The following is an 18,223-nucleotide window of genomic DNA, read 5'->3' as shown; positions in this document are numbered from 1 at the left end:
GCTAAGCGGCGACGCGCCCCATTACCGAGACGACTGACGATGCATAAATTTGTAACCCTCTGCTGGCTTGGCATACTCACTACGGTGTCGACGAATCTGCACGCAGAGGAGGAAGATAGTGATTTACCCGAGTGGGCGGAAGAGCGTATTGAGCCCTTTCGTGAAAGTGTCGGCAACTGGGTAGATAACACGTCGCGCCGCATCGATGGTTTCTTTGGCACTGACGAGCATATGCAGGTCAACAACGAGTCCTACCTGCGTTTCGGTCAAGAGATTGATTGGATGGAGGGCGACGGCACTAGCGGCGATACGACCCTTCGTTACCGTATTGATCTCCCGACCTCAGAGGATCGTCTGCGACTGGTCATCGAGAGCGACCCCGAAGAGTCACAGGGCACCCTGGAAGAGCAAGGCTCTGGACGGCTCGCCAATGACCAGCGTGACCGCCGTAGCTCTACGCTTGGTTTGGATTGGCTGGAAAGCCGCGATAAACGCGAAAACTGGAGCAATCGAGTAGGTGCCGGCGTTCGCCTGCGCCTCCCTCTTGACCCTTACGTGCGTTTCACCAGCGAGCGTCTCTGGCAACTGGGTGAAGGGCCATGGCAGCTTGAGTCGAATAACCGCGTTTCCTGGTTCAACAATGAAGGCTACTCAGCGCGCACACGCTGGGATGTCGGTCGGCCGTTGAGCGCACGCCGCCACTTACGCTTTATCACTACCGTCCAATGGCGCGAGGAGGAGGATAAACTCGAGTACAGTGAAGTTGCCGAAATCAATCACCGCATTAACCGACGTAGTGCACTGCGCTACTCGGCGATAGCCATTGGTGAAAGTGCCTCCAACCCGCGCATGACCAATTACTACCTGCAGACACGCTACCGCCGCGATCTTCATAAAGGCATTTTATTTGCCGATGTAATCCCGGAATTACATTTCCAGCGCGATGTCAGTTACGACCCACGCTGGGCGATGACACTGCGCCTAGAGATGTATTTTCAGCGCAAAATTAACCGCGACTACTTTTAAGCTTTAATACACGAGCCAAACTAGACACGCACTGGGGGCGGCCTTTTTGAGCCGCCCATCAATCGTCGTCTTACCACGGCAAATAACCGCAGCTAACTACAGCCGCAAACCGCCGTCACACTCAATGATGCGCCCAGTGAAGTAGTCGTTCTCCATAATAAAGGCAACACTTTGGGCAATATTATCGGGCTCACCCAAACGCTTTAACGGTACGCTCGACGAGATACGCTCCAACATATCAGGGCGCATCGCAGCGGTCATTTCGGTAGCCACGAAACCCGGCGCTACGGTGCCGGTACGAATACCATAGCGCGCCAACTCCTGGCTCCACGTGACGGTCAATGCATGCACAGCCGCTTTTGCAGCAGCGTAGTTACTTTGTCCCATATTGCCTGCCCGGGAAATACTCGAGATATTGACGATCACACCTTCATGTCCGGCTTCAATCATCTGAGTGGCGGCCTCGCGACCACATAGGAAAACGCCGGTTAAATTGACATTAATAACGTTTTGCCAAGCCTCAAAGGACATGCGTTTTTCCACTTTCCCTTCTTTGGCCTTTACCAACAGCGCATCCTGGGTAATACCCGCGTTATTGATACAACCGCTAATCGGCGCCATGCGCTGGGCAATATCAGCAAACGCCTGAGTCACGGAGGCTTCTTCAGCAACATTGACCACAAACGCCTGGGCATCGATACCTTCAGCGGAAAGTTGCGATACCGCTTGGTCAAGCGCTTCAGCGCTCATATCCAATAGCGCCATGCGCGCGCCCTGCTTGCCTAAACGCAGCGCCATGGCATAACCCAACCCTCGCGCCCCACCCGTGACGGCAATTACTTTATCGGTCAGTACCATTCGTGACTCCTCACAACAGATTAATCCAGCTTCATTGTGCATTGCAGCATAGAAGAATTATGGGCATAAATCGAGCTACATCGCCGCTGAAATACGCCATGCTAGCTGCTTGCTATTTATATTTATGTCACCATATTACGCAATTACGACGGTTATCGAGTCGCTTTTTCTGGAGTTAGCCATGCCTATTCTTATTTTTATATCACTCTTTACGCTACTTGATTTTGTGGTTCTGTTTTCGATTGGCAGCCAGATCGGCCTATTCATGACGCTACTCCTAGTGCTCGGAACCGGTTTTGTCGGGCTACATCTAATACGTAAAGAGGGTGTAACCACCTTTGCCCGGGCTCGCCAGCGGATGCAGGCCGGCGAACTCCCCTCCAGCGAGCTACTAACGGGCGCTGCACTTATCTTCGGCGGTGCCTTATTAATGGCCCCAGGCTTTTTGTCTGATGCGCTAGGCCTGGCGTGCTTGATTCCCAGCGCACGCCAGCTGATGTTCAAGGCACTTACCTGGCTGGGGCTTAAAAAAGTTGCCGGGCAGCAGCAAGGCTCAAGCGCTTCCTCAGCTCGACCTGATGACTATCCAAACAGTCAATCGTCACAACAGGATGGCCCGATTGAAGGGGATTTTATCAGCAGAGATGAGCCCCCTCGCCGTCGTTGAGGTTCACTTCAAAAGAAAATCAGCGGAAAAGCAATTTTTTATTACCTCCCCCCTTGAAAGGTCATCCGCAGCCCCCATTTTTCATTCAGCACACAAATTCGGCAGCGATCTTTACGGGAGCTGCCATTAACAATGAAGACTGTAAAGTCTTCACTTCTCGCGGGTTACTCCCTCGAGAACACTTTTAAGCTAACCGCCCTACCAGGGCTTCAACCATACTCAGGAGAACGTGAATGAATATCCGTCCTTTGCACGATCGTGTCATCGTCCGTCGCGTTGAAGAAGAGCAGAAAACTGCAGGCGGCATCGTGCTTCCGGGCAATGCAGCAGAAAAACCGACACGCGGTGAAATTCTCGCTGTCGGTAATGGTCGCATTCTGGAAAATGGCGATGTCCGTCCGCTAGACGTCAAAGTTGGCGATAACGTGATCTTTAAAGATGGCTACGGCGTTGAGAAGCAAAAAATCGACGGCGAAGAAGTCTTGATCATGAGCGAAGCCGATATTCTTGCCGTTGTTGAAGGCTAACAATCGTTGCTGCTCACCTTTTGTGAGCGCACCGAATCCATTACTTTCACGTTTTTGCATTCAATTTAGGAAGTAGCAGATATGTCAGCTAAACAAGTTAAATTTTCAGATGACGCCCGTAAACGTATGGCTCGCGGTGTTGACGTTCTGGCCAACGCTGTAAAAGTTACCCTCGGCCCGAAAGGCCGTAACGTGGTACTGGAAAAATCTTTCGGTTCTCCCACCGTGACTAAAGACGGTGTTTCTGTCGCCAAGGAGATCGAACTGAAAGACAAGTTCGAAAACATGGGCGCCCAGATGGTGAAAGAAGTTGCTTCACAGACTTCTGACGCCGCGGGTGACGGTACCACTACTGCTACCGTTCTGGCCCAGGCCATTATCGCTGAAGGCCTGAAAGGCGTAACAGCGGGCATGAACCCGATGGATCTCAAGCGCGGCATCGACCAAGCGGTCAACGCTGCGGTTAAAGAGATCAAAGCAATGTCTGTACCTTGCACCGACACCAAGTCGATTGCTCAGGTAGGCACCATCTCTGCTAACGGCGACAAGCGCATCGGCGAAATCATTGCCGAAGCGATGGAAAAAGTCGGCAAAGAAGGCGTCATCACTGTCGATGAAGGCCGTGGCTTTGAAGACGAGCTGGAAGTCGTTGAAGGTATGCAGTTCGATCGCGGCTACCTCTCGCCCTACTTCGTTACCAACCAGGACACCATGACGGTTGAACTGGAAGATCCTTACATCCTGTTAGTGGATAAAAAGATCTCCAACATCCGTGAGCTGCTGCCGGTTCTCGAAGCCGTTGCCAAGCAAGGCAAGCCGCTGGCCATCATCGCTGAAGATATCGAAGGCGAAGCCCTGGCAACGCTGGTTGTTAACAACATGCGCGGTATCGTTAAAGTAGCTGCTGCCAAAGCGCCTGGCTTCGGTGACCGTCGTAAGTCCATGCTGCAGGATATCGCCATCCTGACTAACGGCACGGTTATCTCTGAAGAAGTCGGCCTGACGCTTGAGCAGGCGAACCTGGATCACCTGGGTACCGCTAAGCGCATGACCATGTCGAAAGAGAACACCACCATCATTGATGGCGCTGGTGCAGAAGGGGATATCGAAGCACGCGTTAGCCAGATCCGCGCGCAAATCGAAGACACCTCTTCTGACTACGACAAAGAGAAGCTGCAAGAGCGCGTTGCCAAACTGGCAGGCGGCGTTGCCGTTATCCGCGTCGGTGCTGCCACCGAAGTGGAAATGAAAGAGAAGAAAGCCCGCGTTGAAGACGCCCTGCACTCTACCCGTGCAGCCGTTGAAGAAGGCGTGGTGCCTGGTGGCGGTACTGCACTGGTTCGCGTCATGGCCAAAGTACAAGGCCTGACTGGCGATAACGAAGACCAGAACCACGGTATCAACATGGCGCTACGCGCTATGCAGTCTCCGCTGCGTCAAATCGTTTCGAACGCCGGTGAAGAGCCCGCTGTGGTCATCAACCGCGTGAAAGATGGCGAAGGTAACTTCGGCTACAACGCACAAACCGGTGAGTACGGCGACCTGTTCGAGATGGGCGTTCTGGATCCAGCGAAAGTAACCCGTACCGCACTGCAGTCCGCTGGTTCTGTTGCTGGCCTGATGATCACCACCGAGTGCATGATCGCAGAAGACCCTGAAGAGAAAGACGCTGCACCTGATATGGGCGGCATGGGCGGAATGGGTGGTATGGGCGGCATGATGTAAACTGCCGACCACCCCTAGCATTCTTTTGAAATCAATGTCTTACATAACAATGTAGGCGTAGATGTAGGAAGATTGTAGGAAGGTCTGGCGACAGCTGCGAAGCTACCAGACCTTCTCCTGACGAGCTTCCTGCCCTGCTAAACGAAACCCCCGGTCATGGGAATGTAGGAAGCCTACTCCCAGACACCGGGGGTTTTCTTTTGGTGGGTACTTGTCCAGCTAACCCCGCAATGCACAAAATTTGACTGGCAGTAAAATTACAGCTACTATTGGTTCTAGGCTGGGTGTACCACCCAGGTGCTCTTTAAACGTGTTGATTTACCTCGATTGAGCTTGCAAGCGGGCCAACCTTGTTGGTCACCCAGGGAGTTGTTCACCCAGGGTTCACTTGCCGCACAGCGACCCGGCTGCTTGGTGTCTCAGATACTCGGTGGTCAGGAGTCTTGTACGGCGGGAGGCTCCTTTAACAAGGAGCTGAACGGTGGTTTGCTGGAGCATCTACGCGTTCCTTATCGGCTCAATTGCTTGACGGCGGGGCAATTCCGCCCGATGAGAGAAGAGGTATTTCCGATGAATACTGCACGTTTAACCAAGACTGTCGACCTGCTCAAGCAGGTGCGGTCGGAGATGCATGACGACGTAGATGCTCGCGTTACAGATGGACTGGATGAGGCGATTACGATTCTGGAGGAGGCACTGACTGCCGACCCAAAGCCAGCAACGGCGGCTGCCGCTCTGGCCAAGCTCGGTGAGGCATTGAAGTACCTTCCCGTGATCAAGGCGCTTTTTGAGGACTTCCTGTGACACAGCAAACCACTACTTTAAGATTTTCAATTGGTTGCGAAATATGAATATTGGATACGCAATCAAACTGTGCCGCCAGCAGCGTAAGCTGACTCAAGGTGAGTTGGCCAAACGTGCTGGCGTGTCAGTCTCCTATCTATCGCTCCTTGAGCGGGGTGAAAGGTCAGATCCAGGCCTGTCTTCGCTGGAGAGTATTGCGAGGGGGTTGGAAGTTCCGATGACCCTGCTGCTCTTTCTTGCTGCTGAGGAAGACGATCTGAAAGGCTTTACTCCAGAGCTGAAGGAAAAGCTCTCAGCCGTTGCGCTGAACCTGATGAGAGAGTCGGCTTGATGTTCGTCTCGTCTGAGCTGACGCCGTTTTACCCCCACAACCCGATTGTGGATCCTGAGCACCTCGCGAGATTATTGAACACACCGCTCCCCAAACTGGAAGCTATCGCCGAGAGTGCGTCTTCTTCTTACCGACCTGTTCCTCAGAAGAAGAAGGACGGCAGCCCTCGAATGACCTACGACGCGTACCCTGCACTGAAGCGAGTACAGCATCAGATCGTCCAGAAGACCCTTCACAAAGTGCGCTTTCCCCGTTACCTGCATGGCGGGATAAAGGATACCGAGTTCCCGAGGGATCACGTATCGAATGCGGCCCTGCATACGGGGGCAGCAATTCTTATACTGGATGACATTGCGGACTTCTACCCATCGCTGGATCGCAAACTGGTGTTCTCGGTCTGGCTACGCTTCTTCAGGTTTTCACCTGAAGTTGCAGCACTGCTGACCAAACTGACTACGCGCAAGGGATCCATACCACAGGGAGCCAAGACGAGCAGCTACCTAGCAAATCTCGCTTTCTGGGACCGAGAGGCGCAACTGGTAGAAGATCTGAAGGCGATGGGCCTGACATACTCTCGATTCGTCGATGATGTGACCTATTCATCCCGCTGCCGGATTCCAGACAGCGCCGTTGGCGAGGCCAGGGCCAAGGTATACCGGATGCTGACCTCAAAGGGGTGTCGGCCTAAACGCTCCAAGAGCCAAGTCAGCCGTAAGGGGCGAAAGCTGGAGGTCACAGGGCTGATCACTGCCGGGCGCTCCCCAGCAATCAGCAAGGACGAGCGAAACCGGATCCGCTCTGCAGTCCGCCACCTGGAAAAGGCAGTCAACGAAGAGGGTATGACGCCCGAGAACCGTAAGGCCTGGGACAGCGCCAAGGGACGAGTCGGAAGACTAGTTCGCTTGAAACACGCCGAGGGAAGGCGACTATCCCAGCGTCTGGATGCACTCCTCCAAGCCGCACCCCTAGCGCACCGAGTCGACAACCAATGAAACCAGCTCTTCTCCCTTGGGGGTCAAGCGAGCCAGCTTCCGGCGTCGCTCCGAGGGGTCTTCCTGTGTGTACACCAGATCCAGCCCCGGCTTTCCGAGTCGGTGTTGTGCCGACAGCAGCGCCAAGTTGCGCGAGCAGGATGACTGCGACAGCCCCGTCTTCCGCATCAGCTCACTGACGGTGATGCCGGGCTTTCTGGCAACCTCCAGCAGCAGATGGACGGCCTGGATGCCAATCTCAGGCGCAACCTCACGGATGACAGCGACTGCGCCGATCAGGCGTGTGATGCCGATTCTGGCTGATACTCGCTCTACTGCTTCCCCGTCGATGTCAGGGATTTGGCAAGGGGCACCGAGGCCGTCCATCAGCTCTCCCCCCTTTTGCGCTCAATGCGGTCGACATAGCGACCTGTGGAGTTCCAGGCCACCTCCAGCCTTCCGGGGATCTTCAGGTAGAAGTCCCCCAGGAACAGGCGTAGCTCGAAATATCTGATTGCCACACCGAGACCCCAACGCCCAATCTCCAGCTTCATACCGAACCCTCCGATGCTATATGCGAGAGACCTTATTGGTATAGCATCATCGTGATCAACAATAAAAGCTTTAAAATCAATAACATATAATCAAATATTGCATGTAATGACGCTGCGCATCAGTTGCGGGCGCGATGGGTTGTCTTGCTCACCTGCCAGGGGAAGGGGTTGCTGTAGTAAGATGCATAGCTAATATCAGACAAAGCATGATCAATAAGCATTAGGAGCAGTACGCCTTGGTTAATGGAGACGTGGGGAAGCGCCTATGGGCAGCAGCTGACCAGTTATGGGCCAACACTGGCCTCAAGCCCGCCGAGTTCTCGACCCCCGTGCTGGGGCTCATCTTTCTGAAGTACGCCGACAAGAAGTACTCAGCCGCCGAGGAGAAGCTCGGGCCGGTGGGTTCCGGTGGCCGACGCAAGGTGAGCAAGGACGACTATCTGGCCGAGGGAGTGATCTTCCTCCCTGAGACCGCCCGCTTCTCGCACCTGCTGTCGCTCACCGAGGGCGACAACATCGGCAAGGCCATCAACGATGCTATGAAGGCCATTGAGGACGAGAACCCAGACCTCAAGGGTGCCCTGCCGCGAACCTACACCCGCCTGGACAACTGGGTGCTGCAGGAACTGCTCAAGCAGCTCGCTCCGGTTGACCTTTCTGGGGACGCCTTCGGCAAGGTCTACGAGTACTTCCTCGGCAACTTTGCACTGAAGGAAGGCCAGAAAGGCGGTGTCTTTTACACCCCTGAGTCCATCGTCAAGCTGATCGTCGAGATCATCGAGCCCTACCACGGGCGCATCTTCGACCCGGCTTGTGGCTCAGGCGGTATGTTCGTCCACTCGGCAGACTTCGTGGAGCGCCACCATAAGACGGCCATGGACGAAATCTCGATCTTTGGCACCGAGAAGGATCAGACCACTGTCAACCTCAACAAGATGAACCTCGCGGTGCATGGCCTCTCCGGCGATGTGCGGGTGTCCAACACCTACTACGAGGATCCTCACGGTGCGGTCTACAAGAACGGTGACGGCTTCTTCGACTTCGTGATGGCCAATCCCCCGTTCAATGTCTCGGGAGTGGACAAGGAGCGCCTAGAGGGCGACCCACGTTTCCCCTTCGGTGTGCCCAAGACCGACAACGCCAACTACCTCTGGATCCAGCTCTTCTTCGCCTCGCTCAAGCCGACCGGGCGGGCTGGTTTCGTCATGGCCAACTCGGCGGGAGATGCCCGAGGTAGCGAGCAGGTGATCCGCCAGAAGTTGATCGAGTCAGGTGCCGTCGATGTGATCGTCTCGGTTGGGCCGAACTTCTTCTATACCGTCACGCTGCCCTGCACCCTGTGGTTCTTTGACCGAGCCAAGAGCGGGACTGAACGCGGTGACAAGGTGCTGTTCATCGACGCTCGCCATATCTACCGCCAGATTGACCGGGCGCACCGAGACTGGCTGCCGGAGCAGGTCGAGTTCCTGGCCAACATCGTGCGCCTTTATCGTGGTGAAGCTGTAGAACTCGATCAGGGCAGTGAGCCGCTGCTGGCCGAGAAGGGGCTGAGCGAGGGGTACACTGATGTGCCTGGACTCTGCAAGGTGGCGACTCGGGAAGAGATCGAGGCGCAGGGCTGGTCGCTGAACCCTGGGCGCTATGTCGGGGCGGCAGCGAGAGAAGCTGAGGATGTGGACTTTGCTGAGCGGCTGGAAGAGCTGGCAGAGGAGCTGGAAGTACTGAACTCCGAGGCCAGAGAGTTAGAAGAAACGATATCCGCTAACACCGCCCGGGTTCTGGAAGAAGCGTCATGACACAGCACAACAATACCTGGAAAGAGGTGCAGCTAGGAAACCACGTCGATCTGCTAACTGGGTATCCGTTTAAGAGTAAGCAGTTCACCCAGGATGACAACGATATTCGCTTGCTGCGAGGGGACAATGTGGCTCAGGGTTTCTTGCGCTGGAATGATGCAAAGCGATGGCCGCGTGAAGAATATGAGGCCTACTCAAGCTGTCACCTTCAGAAAGGCGATGTAATACTGGCCATGGATCGCCCCTGGATTTCAGCGGGACTAAAGTATGCATGGATAAAAGAAGGCGACTTGCCATGTTTATTGGTTCAACGAGTTGCGAGACTGCGTGGCACTGACGGTTTGCTCACTGACTATTTGCGATATGTCATCGGAAGCCATGACTTCACGAACCACGTGCTTTCAATCACAACTGGCGTAAACGTTCCACACATCAGCGGTCGCGATATAAAGGCATTCAGGTTCAAACTCCCTCCTGAGCCAGTGCAGGAAAGAGTCGTTTCCATCCTCTCCGCCTACGACGACCTCATCGAGAACAATACGCGCCGCATCGAGATCCTTGAGGAGATGGCCCGGCGGTTGTACGAGGAGTGGTTCGTCCACTTCCGTTTCCCAGGGCATGAGGAGGTGAACTTCAAGGAGAGTGAGCTTGGGGAGATTCCTGAGGGGTGGTGGACAGAGGCGGCCACAGATGCATTTAAGATAAAATACGGGAAAACGTTCCCAAAGAAAAACCTAGATCCAAACGGACAATACCCAGTTTTTGGAGGTGGCGGCGTGATCGGTCGCTGCGACCAGTTCAATATCGACGGGCCAACAACGCTCATTACTTCCCGAGGCAACGGAAGCGGTACCGTTTGGAGAGCACCAGAAGCAGGATTGGTGACGAACAACGCTTTCACTGTGATGCCTAAAGATTCAGAACTGAACACCCATTTCGGATATATTGAGCAAGTTATGCTCAACGCCCCTGTGATGTCTGTTGTCGGGGGAGCTGCGCAGCCTCAGCTTACGTTGGATGGATTATCTGGAGTAAGAGTAATGACGCCTGATCCTAAAGTTGTGGATCAGTTTTCGCTATTGGTTGATCCTCTATACATCTTGGTAAACCGGCTCCAGCGCAAGAACTCCAACCTACGCGCCCAACGCGACCTGCTCCTGCCCAAGCTGGTTTCCGGTGAGATCGACGTATCCGATATCCCCATGCCCGACGACAAGGAGGTCGAAGCCGCATGACGCCCCCGCCATCCCCCACCTATGCCTACTCCGAAGATGCCCTGGTCGAGCAGCCCGCTATCGAGCTGTTCGCTGATCTGGGCTGGGACACTGCCAATCTCTACGGAGAGTGGTTGGGTACGGTATCGAGCGAGGGACGGCAGACACAGCAGGATGTGGTGCTGGTGCCCAGGCTGCGCGTGGCCTTGGAGAAGCTCAACCCCGAGCTGCCCGCCGATGCCCTGGAGAAGGCCATCGTGGAGCTGACCCGAGACCGCTCCAAGTTGCTGGCGGTGAACGCCAATCTGGAGGTCTACCGGCTGCTCAAGGATGGCGTGAAGGTCGAGGTATCCGAGGAGGACGGCGGCACCACTATCGAGACCGTGCGGGTGGTCGACTGGAGCAAGCCCGAGGAGAACGACTTCCTGCTGACCTCGCAGTTCTGGGTGCGGGGTGAGTTGCATACTCGGCGCACCGATCTGGTCGGCTTCGTGAACGGGCTGCCGCTGCTGTTCGTGGAGCTGAAGACCAGCCACAAGACCCTCAAGTCGGCCTATGATGGCAACCTGAGCGACTACCGCTCGGTGATTCCCCAGTTGTTCACCTACAACGCCGTGGTGATGCTCTCCAACGGCTCCGAGACTCTGGTGGGCAGCACCTTCTCCCCCTGGGAGCATCTCTTCGAGTGGAAGCGGATCAACGACGAGGGTGAGAAAGGCGTGGTGTCCCTGGAGACTGCCATCCGAGGCATTGCCGAGCGAACAAGGCTACTGGACATCGTGGAGAACTTTACGGTGTTCGAGGAGGCCCAAGGTGGCACTATCAAGAAGATCGCCAAGAACCACCAGTACCTCGGAGTGAACAAGGCTATCGCCGAACTGCAGCGCATCAAAGATCGCCCTGCCGGTGAGGCGGGTCGACTAGGGGTATTCTGGCACACCCAGGGGTCGGGCAAGTCGCTCTCTATGGTGTTCTTCACCCAGAAGATCCATCGCACGATCACCGGCAACTGGACGTTCGTGATTGTCACCGACCGCAACGAGTTGGACGAGCAGATATATAAGACCTTCGCTGCCACCGGTGCAGTCAACGAGGTGGAGGCCCATGCCGAGAGTGGTGCCCACCTCAAGCAGCTGCTCAGCGAGGATCACCGTTACGTCTTCACGCTGATCCAGAAGTTCGGCACCAAGCAAGGTGAGACGTATCCAAAGCTCTCTGACCGTCAGGACGTCATCGTTATCACCGACGAGGCCCATCGTTCCCAGTACGACACCCTAGCGATGAACATGCGGACGGCGCTTCCCCATGCCGCCTTCCTGGGCTTCACCGGGACGCCTCTGATGGCCGGTGAAGAGAAGACCAAGGAAGTGTTCGGTGACTACATCTCGGTCTACGACTTCGGACAGTCCATCGCCGATGGGGCCACGGTACCGCTCTACTACGAGAACCGTATCCCCGAGCTGCAACTGATCAACGATAACCTCAACGACGATCTGACCCGGCTGCTGGAAGATGCAGAACTGGACGAGGATCAGGAGAAGAAGGTCGAGCGTGTGTTCGCCCGAGAGTACCACCTGATTACCCGCGATGACCGCCTGGAGGCCATTGCCGAAGATCTGGTGCAGCACTTCGTCGGCAGGGGCCACCAAGGCAAGGCGATGATGGTCTGCATCGACAAGGCCACCGCCGTGAAGATGTACAACAAGGTTCAGGCCCACTGGAAAGACTACCTGGCCCGCCTTCGGGCTGATCTGGAATCGGCCCCAAAGGAGCAGCAGGAGGCGCTAAAGCACAAGATCGAGGTGCTGGAGACGACCGATATGGCAGTGGTGGTCTCCCAGGGTCAGAACGAGGTGAAAGAGCTGGCGGACAAGGGGCTCGACATTCTGCCTCACCGCAAGCGCATGGTGGAGGAAGACCTCGACGAGCAGTTCAAGGATCCTGATGGACCGCTGCGGTTGGTGTTCGTCTGTGCCATGTGGATCACCGGCTTCGATGTGCCTTCCTGCTCGACCATCTACCTCGACAAGCCGATGAAGAATCACACCTTGATGCAGACCATTGCCAGGGCCAACCGGAAGTACCCCGGCAAGGAAGCGGGTCTGATCGTGGACTACGCGGGTGTCTTCAGGAAGCTGCAGGAGGCGTTGGCCATCTATGGCGGGGCTTCATCAAAGGTAGCTGAGCCGAGGCCAGGATACGGAGATGAGCCGCCTCAAGATGGTGATACACCGATCCACCAGAAGGCCGAGCTGGTTGAGTACCTCAAGCACCTGCTGGCCAAGGGAATTACCTTCCTGACCGAAAAGCAGATTGACCCCGAGGCGATCAAAACTGCTGGAGGCTTCGATAAAGTTGCCTTGCTGGACGATGCCCGCGAGAAGCTACTGGATAGCGAAGAGACCAAAAAGGCTTTCCTGAACCTCGCCAGGGCCACCTCCCGAGTCTACCGAGCCATCCTCCCTGATCCTTCAGCCAATGATCTGGCCCCCGATGCGGTACTGCTTTCGGTGCTGGCCCAGAAGATCAAGGCGCTGGAGCCCGAAGTGGACATCTCACAGGTGATGAGGGACGTGGACGACCTGCTGGATCAGTCGGTCGCTCCGGTGCCCTACGTTATCGAGGATACTGATGAGGAGAAGCTCTTCGATCTCAGCCAGATCGACTTCGAGAAGCTCAAGGAGAGGTTCAGCAAGGGCAAGAAGCGCACCGAGGCTGAGAAGTTGCGGGCACTGCTGAACCAGAAGTTGGAGAGCATGGTGGCCAAGAACCCCAGCCGCACCGACTTCATGGAGAAGCTCCAGAAGCTGATCGAGAAGTACAACTCGGGCAGCCTGAACATCGAGGCGTTCTTCCAGCAGCTGATGAAGTTCACAGAGGAGCTGCAGGAAGAAGACCAGCGGGCAATCCGTGAGGGGCTGACTGAAGAGGAGCTGGCACTGTTCGACATCATCACCAAGCCAGCACCGGAAATGACCGACAAGGAGGTGGCCCAGGTGAAGGCCATGTGTCGGGAACTGCTGGAGACACTCAAGGAGGAGAAGCTGGTGCTGGACTGGCGGAAGAAGGCCCAGGCCAAGGGCGATGTCCGCCGTACCCTGGAAATCGTCTTCGACCGGGGACTGCCGGATAGCTTCGAGGAAGACATCTACAACGAGAAATGTGATGCGGCTTTCCACCATCTGATGACCAGTTACTACGGTGGTGGGCAGAGTGTTTACTCGAATCCTTCCAGGCAATAAAAATAATTAAATCAATCACATAGACAAAGAAAGAACTAACAAGCAAAAGGTCACCTCGACATCTGGCGGATGCCGAGGCGGTAGCTCAATCACTCACTCTTCCTTGTCTTCGTAGCACACGAATTGCCTTGCTGGTTGCGCTTGATTCCAACTGGCGTGCTCACTGCCAAGCTCCCGTAGACGTTCAGTGAACTGAGCAGCGTTTGCGTCACCAAAAATATCCTCCACCTGGCCAGCCATGACCTGCGCTGCAACTGGGGCTGCATATTTGTGGGCTTCACGAGGATCTACACCAGCGGAAATCATCCCTTCGGTGATAATGGCTGTAGCCTTAACGGAAGTCTGGGCAATGTGGTGGATGCCATCTTTCATCGAACTCATATGAGCTTCTCCTTGTGGTAGGGCATCTTAAAGCATAGACCAAGCAGGAGAGCCAATGCGTATATCTGTTGATTTTTCACAGCGCATTCTTTTGGGTATACCTCAACGAGCACGGTCATAGGCCGGGTCTAGGCGTACCGATATGGCACTCTTGACAACCCAAACGGATACGCTAAAAATCATCACACCCAAACGAGTACAGGGGTTGTGAGAGAGGTAGCGAACGATGTCACCATACATCTTTATCCGTGGGTACTTGAGGGCCTCCACCGAGGATCAGAACGCCGAGCGAGCCCGTGAGACCCTCAGCAGGTTTGCACAGGAGCATGGCGCTCGCGTGGCGGCGTGGTACACCGAGAACGTCAGTGGCACCAAGGCAGAGCGTTCCGAGCTGATGCGGCTGTTGTCCGACTCGGGGCCTGGAGATGTCCTTCTGATCGAACAGGTGGACCGACTCACCCGCTTGACCCGTGATGATTGGGAAACGCTGAAGAGCGCCATTCAGAAGGCTGGTGTAAGAGTGGTGTCCCTGGATCTGCCAACGAGCCATGCCGCCATGCGGGTGACCAGCGGAGACGATTTCACTGCCAGGATGCTGGATGCCGTGAATGCCATGTTGCTGGACATGCTGGCTGCTATCGCTAGGAAAGACTACGAGGATCGTAGAAGGCGTCAGACCCAGGGGATCGAGCAAGCCAAAGCTAAGGGCATCTACAAGGGGCGTCCCACTGATGAGGCGCTTCATGAAAAGATCAGGGAGCTGCGAGCCACAGGCTTCAGTATTCGCAAGACGGCGGAACTGGCTGGGTGTGCTCCAAGTACAGTTCAACGAGCCATCAAAATGGGTGCGGCTACATGAAATGTCTGTCCATCATCCGCGATTGACTTACCTTTGGATGCTGGCGCACAAGTTACCATTATGCACCCGCGCCAGCAGATTCTTTTGGACTCCCCTCCCCCAGCCGGTGTCATTTTCACAGGCCCATGCCCGGGACCAGGGGGGAAGTCTCGTCTCGCAGCGCGTATAATACCGCCTCAGATTTTGCCGCAAAATTCCGGGTCAGCTAACCTGTGTTCTCTTCCGCCGGTATCGCTTGTTTGGCCTGACTTCAGGCAGAATCGGTTTGCTCCGCTTTTCCGTCGCCCTGAAAGAGTATTCAGCAGCCTTTCTCATCATGCGACTTCCCTCCAGTCGAACTGGTAGTCACCGACCTGCCGGTAACCCTTGAAGACCTGTCCGCGAGCAGCAGCTACAGCCATGCTATCGGCTAGTTCATTCTGCGGGTGGCCACTGTGGCCTTTCACCTTGAGCAGCGTTACCTCATGTTGATCCAGCAGTTCATCCAACTGCTTCCAGAGATCAAGGTTCTCAACAGGTTTCTTGTCGGACTTTTTCTTCCAGCCGTTCTTCTTCCAATTGTGTCGCCAAGTGATGCAGCCGTTCCGGGCATAAGCGCTGTCTGTGTAGATGTTGATGACCTTGCCACTGCCTTGGATCGCCTTTAGGCCTTCGATAATAGCCCTCAGCTCCATCCGCTGGTTGGTCGTCGGGCATTCTCGCCCACTGATCCGCAGTTGCTTGCGGTCATTCTCTAACACCGCTGCCCACCCGCCTGGGGCGAACTCCGACCCATTGTTTAGGCAAGAGCCATCGGTGTAGATGATGATGTCTGGTTTCATGGTTGTATCCTTCATCGTCGAAAGCGACTGGCTCCCTTCAGGCAGACAGACCAGTGAGCGGATACAAACCGCCTACCTGACCAATCGCCTTCGAGGATGTCACTGGGTTAACTTAGAGATTGACTTGTAGTCGGCTCAGGGAGTGGCCGACAGTACTGATGGGAGCTGACAGAATGCTTCAGACAACTGATCTTCAGTCATCATCACAATCCATGTCAGAACCGTTGAGGATGGTTTCATCAAGTGATCTTGTGGATGTCACTCACAGGGTTAGCCAACAGAGAGACCACAAGAGAGACTTGATGTAGGGCTTATAGATAGAGACCTGTATAGGTGAATAACTATGATGATTATGAAGTAATGGTTATCTGATAGAAGAACTATAAGACCCACTGAAAGTGGGGCTTCGCCCCCTCTACTACCACCACCTGAACCATGTCAGATGTAGCCGACTTCAACGCAGTGCCCCCTCAAATCATCTGCGCCGGTCTTGTCCGGTTCACGTCTGCCCCAACTGCCACCAGTCTGGTTGTGCCATCTGGTGCGTTCATACAGCTCATGCCGAAAGCTCAAAGGAAGTAGGCCTCTAGGGACGCTGCATGTGCGCCCCTCAGCGAGGTCTTCAAGAAACACAGAGCCGGGAACATGCGTTCCTCTTCTCTAAGACTGTCACTTAATTACCAGTCATCGCCTCTCTGTGTTGTTCTCCATAACTGTCCCCTAATTGAACGTAGCTGTGCTGCTGGCTCTTACCCGAGGCTATCCCCGATCCGACGCAACGTCTCACCGAGGCTAGGGGCTTACATGGCTTCCACTTGTTCCAGCTGAGTGACCGCCTGATCGGATTTCTCGGTGAGCATCTCGTCAATTACTGCGATTGCACGATCCTGCGCTTCCTGAAGCTTTTTGGCATCGTAGCCTTTGCTGTAATACCCGTAGCTCATGGTGAGCCCCTTACGACTGTGGCCGAGGAGGTAGGCAGCTACCAGCTCCGAGACATCGCCCTGTTGCAATGCTGTAGCCATCATTACCCGGAATGAATGGAAGCCTTTGTCCTGGCGCTCGGTTGCGTGCTTTCGCTTAATCTCGCCGAAGCGCTTGGTAGCCAGATAAGCAAGCCGTCCATCCGGTCGAATGCTCACAAGATCATAGAAAAGATATTCCGAGTCCGCATCGGCTGCTCCCGTTCTGAGTTTCTCCACTTGGAGGAGGCACGGCTTCGGCACTGGAATCCACCGGGTTGCTGCCTCTGTCTTGCCGTCCTCGTGCGAGGCGATGCCCATGAGAAGGATGCCATCTTCTTCCTTGAAGTCATGGAGCCTCAGGCTGACCAACTCGCTGATCCTAGCCCCAGTGTACAGCCCCATCCGGGTTAGAAGCTGCATCGAGAAAGGCTGGCGCTCCATGGCTGCCATGAGTTGCCTTAACTCGGTCTCTGTGAACGGCTGTTTCTTTTGACGTCCCTTGGTGGTGTTGATCTTGTGCTTCTCGAAGGGGTTGTCAGCCGATACCCAGGCACGGGCATAAGCGTAGTCCCATAGCGTCTTCAGGCGAGATAAGTGGCCCTGTACGGTTGACCCTGACAGCTTCTCCCTGCAGTGCTCGATGAAATCAAATACTCTGGATCGTTCGATCCTGCTCATCTGGATATCGCTATTGTTGAGGTAGCGTAGGAAAGCGGTAACGGTCTTTTTGAAGCGGCTTCTGGTGCCTTCGGTATGGAGCTGCTCACGCTCACTGTTCCTGATGAAGTAGTCGAGCACCTCCTTCAAGGTCACGCCATATTTCTCACTCTCGGACTTGCCTTGCGAAACGGCCTTGAAGGCTTCCACATACTCAGGGTCGGTCGCACGGCCAACTGACTCGGGGTCCAAGACCTCATCCCAAGTCACGCCTGGGCCAACGAACCGATCCCCGGCCACTTGGCTCAGCTGGTCGACATACTGCAGGAATCGCTGGCGAGGTTGCTCCTGAACTTTCAACAGCCGCTCTCTCTGGCGCAACTGTCCGAGAAGGATGTCTCGCTTCTCTCGCGCCTCCCTGATGTCCCCCGTCTCCAGGGACTGCTCAATGATGTCTCGGTCGGGGTAGAGGGGCTTCAGCGCCTTCGGGACGCGCTTCTGAAAGTACCAGGTGTTGTGGCGTAGCTTGAGATGCTTCCGGTCGTTCATGTCTATAGGCGGCACAAAATGTAGGAAGGAATGTAGGAAGCATTGTAGCCGCAACCCATTGAACGTCAATGGTTTCAGTAAGTTAGGGTGTGATTAAACGGCATGATGTAATGCACCCCTGAGCCCTTCGCTCTATCGACGGCTAGCGTTTAGCTGTCACCAAGAACCCCGCCTTGTGTGGGGTTCTTGCGTTTTGAGGCGTGCACAGGCGCGGGGTTGTCGATAGCGTTTTGTCAGCCATTTCCAGGGCTGAACGTGCTACTATCTGGGCGATTT

17 protein-coding genes are annotated in these 18,223 nt (G+C 55.2%); 11 read left to right on the top strand and 6 right to left on the bottom strand.

The features are described from left to right. Positions 1 to 39: 39 nt before the first annotated feature. On the top strand, positions 40 to 1,026 hold the full coding sequence (locus OM794_RS09555) for a hypothetical protein (protein ID WP_226249466.1): 987 nt from the start codon (positions 40 to 42) through the stop codon (positions 1,024 to 1,026). A gap of 96 nt (positions 1,027 to 1,122) precedes the next feature. Here the strand turns inward: OM794_RS09555 and OM794_RS09550 are convergent, their stop codons facing one another. After that, positions 1,123 to 1,884, bottom strand: a complete 762-nt coding sequence (locus OM794_RS09550) for an SDR family NAD(P)-dependent oxidoreductase (RefSeq protein ID WP_226249467.1) — start codon at positions 1,882 to 1,884, stop codon at positions 1,123 to 1,125. Positions 1,885 to 2,065: 181 nt separating this feature from the next. Here OM794_RS09550 and OM794_RS09545 point away from each other — a divergent pair, with 181 nt between their 5' ends. From OM794_RS09545 to OM794_RS09520, 6 genes are all read left to right on the top strand, one after another. Further along, on the top strand, positions 2,066 to 2,551 hold the full coding sequence (locus OM794_RS09545; RefSeq protein ID WP_088701605.1) for an FxsA family protein: 486 nt from the start codon (positions 2,066 to 2,068) through the stop codon (positions 2,549 to 2,551). A gap of 233 nt (positions 2,552 to 2,784) precedes the next feature. Then, a complete protein-coding gene (locus tag OM794_RS09540; protein ID WP_027959273.1) occupies positions 2,785 to 3,078 on the top strand; it encodes a co-chaperone GroES in 294 nt (97 codons plus the stop codon). Between the two features lie 81 nt (positions 3,079 to 3,159). Next, complete coding sequence (gene groL / locus OM794_RS09535; protein ID WP_041158428.1) at positions 3,160 to 4,803, top strand: chaperonin GroEL; 1,644 nt, start codon at positions 3,160 to 3,162, stop codon at positions 4,801 to 4,803. 414 nt (positions 4,804 to 5,217) lie between these two features. Next, positions 5,218 to 5,607, top strand: a complete 390-nt coding sequence (locus OM794_RS09530) for a hypothetical protein (protein ID WP_226249468.1) — start codon at positions 5,218 to 5,220, stop codon at positions 5,605 to 5,607. Between the two features lie 43 nt (positions 5,608 to 5,650). Then, a complete protein-coding gene (locus OM794_RS09525; protein ID WP_226249469.1) occupies positions 5,651 to 5,938 on the top strand; it encodes a helix-turn-helix domain-containing protein in 288 nt (95 codons plus the stop codon). Next, the gene (locus OM794_RS09520; protein ID WP_226249470.1) at positions 5,938 to 6,930 is read left to right on the top strand and encodes a reverse transcriptase family protein; all 993 of its coding nucleotides are present in this window, start codon (positions 5,938 to 5,940) and stop codon (positions 6,928 to 6,930) included. The genes OM794_RS09525 and OM794_RS09520 overlap by 1 nt, the downstream gene beginning before the upstream one ends. Here OM794_RS09520 and OM794_RS09515 read toward each other — a convergent pair. Continuing rightward, the gene (locus OM794_RS09515) at positions 6,904 to 7,296 is read right to left on the bottom strand and encodes a MarR family winged helix-turn-helix transcriptional regulator (RefSeq protein ID WP_226249471.1); all 393 of its coding nucleotides are present in this window, start codon (positions 7,294 to 7,296) and stop codon (positions 6,904 to 6,906) included. The genes OM794_RS09520 and OM794_RS09515 overlap by 27 nt on opposite strands. Then, positions 7,296 to 7,463 carry a hypothetical protein gene (locus tag OM794_RS09510; protein ID WP_226249472.1) on the bottom strand — a complete coding sequence of 56 codons (168 nt, stop codon included), beginning with the start codon at positions 7,461 to 7,463 and terminating at the stop codon, positions 7,296 to 7,298. The genes OM794_RS09515 and OM794_RS09510 overlap by 1 nt, the downstream gene beginning before the upstream one ends. Positions 7,464 to 7,699: 236 nt before the next feature. On the opposite strand from OM794_RS09510, the gene OM794_RS09505 reads away from it, so the two are divergent. The 3 genes from OM794_RS09505 to OM794_RS09495 are packed head-to-tail and all read left to right on the top strand — an operon-like array spanning position 7,700 to position 13,715. Then, a complete protein-coding gene (locus OM794_RS09505; protein ID WP_226249473.1) occupies positions 7,700 to 9,259 on the top strand; it encodes a type I restriction-modification system subunit M in 1,560 nt (519 codons plus the stop codon). Then, positions 9,256 to 10,494 carry a restriction endonuclease subunit S gene (locus tag OM794_RS09500; protein ID WP_226249474.1) on the top strand — a complete coding sequence of 413 codons (1,239 nt, stop codon included), beginning with the start codon at positions 9,256 to 9,258 and terminating at the stop codon, positions 10,492 to 10,494. The genes OM794_RS09505 and OM794_RS09500 overlap by 4 nt, the downstream gene beginning before the upstream one ends. Continuing rightward, positions 10,491 to 13,715, top strand: a complete 3,225-nt coding sequence (locus OM794_RS09495; protein WP_226249475.1) for a type I restriction endonuclease subunit R — start codon at positions 10,491 to 10,493, stop codon at positions 13,713 to 13,715. Before OM794_RS09500 ends, OM794_RS09495 begins: the two co-directional genes overlap by 4 nt. 93 nt (positions 13,716 to 13,808) lie before the next feature. Here OM794_RS09495 and OM794_RS09490 read toward each other — a convergent pair whose 3' ends face one another. Then, on the bottom strand, positions 13,809 to 14,096 hold the full coding sequence (locus tag OM794_RS09490) for a hypothetical protein (RefSeq protein ID WP_226249476.1): 288 nt from the start codon (positions 14,094 to 14,096) through the stop codon (positions 13,809 to 13,811). A 238-nt stretch (positions 14,097 to 14,334) separates the two neighbouring features. On the opposite strand from OM794_RS09490, the gene OM794_RS09485 reads away from it, so the two are divergent. Next, the gene (locus tag OM794_RS09485; RefSeq protein WP_319001075.1) at positions 14,335 to 14,955 is read left to right on the top strand and encodes a recombinase family protein; all 621 of its coding nucleotides are present in this window, start codon (positions 14,335 to 14,337) and stop codon (positions 14,953 to 14,955) included. A gap of 314 nt (positions 14,956 to 15,269) precedes the next feature. Here OM794_RS09485 and rnhA read toward each other — a convergent pair whose 3' ends face one another. After that, complete coding sequence (rnhA, locus tag OM794_RS09480) at positions 15,270 to 15,776, bottom strand: ribonuclease HI (protein ID WP_226249478.1); 507 nt, start codon at positions 15,774 to 15,776, stop codon at positions 15,270 to 15,272. Positions 15,777 to 16,576: 800 nt separating this feature from the next. Beyond that, entirely contained in the window at positions 16,577 to 17,947 is a 1,371-nt protein-coding gene (locus OM794_RS09475) for a site-specific integrase (protein WP_226249479.1), read from the bottom strand. Positions 17,948 to 18,223 lie beyond the last annotated feature (276 nt).

Source organism: Halomonas sp. BDJS001 (genome assembly GCF_026104355.1).
GTDB lineage: Bacteria > Pseudomonadota > Gammaproteobacteria > Pseudomonadales > Halomonadaceae > Vreelandella.
The sequence above is the reverse complement of the archived record's forward strand: the minus strand, read 5'-3'. Positions and strand labels throughout refer to the sequence as shown.